The following is a 2,617-nucleotide window of genomic DNA, read 5'->3' as shown; positions in this document are numbered from 1 at the left end:
AGCTACTTCCTTGTGTGATGGGACGCCGAGCGTTTGTTGACATCTCAGGCACTCGTTGACTTGGACCTTCCGCAACCCGATGCTGGTCACTGCCACAGTTGCAGCCCTGCCACCAGCAACGGGAGAAGCACGGTTGATGAGTGAGAGCGCACGTCTGACCGGGCCTGTCAGCGGTGGGACCCGCGGCTGGCCCATGAGCACCACGTTGGTGGATGTGAGTACCTACGGGTATGTCGAGGAGGAGTACTTCTTCGAAGGTGACGCGACCACGTACCGCCTCGCCGATGGCGAGTTACGCGCGGACGGCCGCTGGACGGCGGAGCCCAGCGATACCCACCCCTTCAAGACTCGGATGATTATCCGGCGCCCAGTCGACGCGGCGAAGTTCAACGGCACCGTGATCGTTTCGTGGATCAACGTCTCCATGGGCTCGGACATGTTTCAGCTCGACACGCCGGAAACCTTCGAAGGCGGCTTCGCGGTGGTCGCTGTCTCCGCGCAGGCGGTAGGCGTGCACGGCTTCGACACAGCCTCTCCCCAGGGTCTGGTGAGCTGGGATCCCGAACGCTATGGCTCCCTGGCTATTCCCTCCGACGACGCCTCCTACGGGATCTTCACGGCGGCGGCCCAGCTCGTTGGGCCCAAGCGCGACCTGGGCGCGAATGATCCGATGGGCGGGCTGGACGTCAAGCGACTGCTCGCGACCGGGGCGTCCCAGTCGGCGGCCCGGCTGCACACCTACTTCAACGCGGTCCAACCGCTGACGAACCTCTTCGACGGATTCCTGCTCGACGTCCATTTCGGCTGGGTCGCGCCCCTGTCGACCGAGAATGCCTCACGGGAACCCAACCTCCAGGGAGTCGTGGATCTTTTCCAGCCGGTCACGAGGCTACGGGACGATCTCGACATCCCGGTACTGGTGGTCAACACCGAGACCGAAACGCCGACGTACTTCAGGGTCCGCCAGCCGGACACCGAAATGTTCCGGCTCTGGGAGGCGGCCGGAACGGCTCACGCGTCCAGCCCCAGCACTCAAGAGGTCATGATCAAATTCGAGCGAGACTGGGGTACGAGCCTGCCCGCGTCGCCAACTCTCGATGGACCATCTCCGAACACCGTCAACCTCCGCCCACTGCGCGATGCGTCTCTCTTCCAAATGCAGCGTTGGCTGACCGAGCACATCCCGCCACCAGCGCAACCCCGCATCGAGATCGGCGGCGAACCGCCCACTGTTGTTCGCGACGCCGATGGCATCGCTCGCGGTGGCATCCGTTTGCCTACGGTAGCGGTACCGACCGCGAAGCTGACGGGAAGCAGCGGCTCCGCCAACCTGATCGAGAACTTGCCCGGTTCCTCGGAGCCGTTCTCGCCCGAGACTCTAAAAACACTTTACCCCACCCGAGAGCTGTATCTCGAGAAGGTTGAGAAAGCGGTTTCGGCGGGTATAGCCGCGGGCTTCATACTCCCACGCGACGCTGCGAAAATCATGCTCGAGGCGGAGTCCTCCGCCACGCCATAAACACAAAGACGGATCCTGCCGCACCCTGGTCGCCGCCCCGAGCCTCAAGACCTCCGACTACGCCTCGATGATCGAGCAGGTCCCGGCCGGACAGCCTTCGAAGTGACGCTGACCGGGACCCGGGAGACTCGCGCCGGCTCGGGGGCTCGTGGGTGTGGAGTGATGTCAGTCAGTCAGTCAGTCAGTCAGTCGAGGAGGGCGGCGAGTTCGCGCCACTCGTGTAGCGGTAGGGCGGTGGGGTCGGCGGGGAGTACCTGGAGGGCGACGTGGTCGGCGCCGGCGTCGAGGTGCTCCTTTACCCGGCGGGCGATGTCGTCGATGGTGCCCCAGGCGACGAGAGCGTCGATGAGCCGGTCGCTGCCGCGTTCCGCGAGGTCGTTGTCGGTGAAGCCGAGCCGGCGCAGGTTGTTGGCGTAGTTGGGGAGGCGGATGACGCGGCCGATGTTGGCGCGGGCGATGCGCCGGGCCTCACTCGGCTCGGTGGCCAGTACGACTTTCTGTTCGGGGATCAGTAGCGGTCCTGGCCCGAGATGGCCGCGGGCGAACTGGGTGTGTTCGACGGGGACGGTGTAGGTGTGTGCGCCCTCGGTGAGCTCGGCGGCGAGGGTGAGCATCTTCGGGCCAAGGGCTGCGAGGACGCGGTGCAGGGGGGTGGTCGGTGGGGGGCCGGCGTAGGTGGCGGTGTCCATCGCGGCGAGGTAGTCGCGGGTTACCTGCAGTGGGCTGGTCGGCTGGTGTCCGCGGTTCGCGACCGTCAGGGTGTGACTGACGCCGATACCGAGCAGGAAACGGTCGGGGAATCCCTCGGTGAGGGTGCGTTGGCCGTTGGCCATGGCGGTCGCGTCGCGGGCCCACAGGTTCGCGATCCCGGTCGCGACGACCATGCGCCCGGTGGTGGCGAGCAGCAGCGCGGCGTGGCTCATGACCTCTTTGCCGGCGGCCTCGGGGATCCACAGGGCGGGGAAGCCGAGTTCCTCGAGTTCGGCGACCGCGTCCTGCGCGGCGTGCAGCGGCTGTGCGTCGAGGGCGATCGACCAGATGCCGACCCGTCCGATGTGCATGTGTCTCTCCTCGCCTGCTCAGTGATTTCGTCGGAGG

General features: G+C 66.0%; 2 protein-coding genes. One reads left to right on the top strand and one right to left on the bottom strand.

Features of this window, described 5'->3' with window-relative positions:
- Positions 1-136 precede the first annotated feature (136 nt).
- Positions 137-1,519: an alpha/beta hydrolase domain-containing protein gene (locus U9980_RS24765; protein ID WP_322770129.1), complete on the top strand. Its 1,383-nt coding sequence runs from the start codon at positions 137-139 to the stop codon at positions 1,517-1,519.
- 185 nt (positions 1,520-1,704) lie between these two features.
- Here the strand turns inward: U9980_RS24765 and U9980_RS24760 are convergent, their stop codons facing one another.
- The gene (locus U9980_RS24760; RefSeq protein ID WP_322752584.1) at positions 1,705-2,580 is read right to left on the bottom strand and encodes an LLM class F420-dependent oxidoreductase; all 876 of its coding nucleotides are present in this window, start codon (positions 2,578-2,580) and stop codon (positions 1,705-1,707) included.
- Positions 2,581-2,617: the final 37 nt, after the last annotated feature.

The sequence above is a fragment of the Protofrankia sp. Cr1 genome, assembly GCF_963555865.1.
In the GTDB taxonomy this organism is placed as follows: domain Bacteria; phylum Actinomycetota; class Actinomycetes; order Frankiales; family Frankiaceae; genus Protofrankia.
This window is presented reverse-complemented; position numbering and strand designations above follow the sequence as displayed.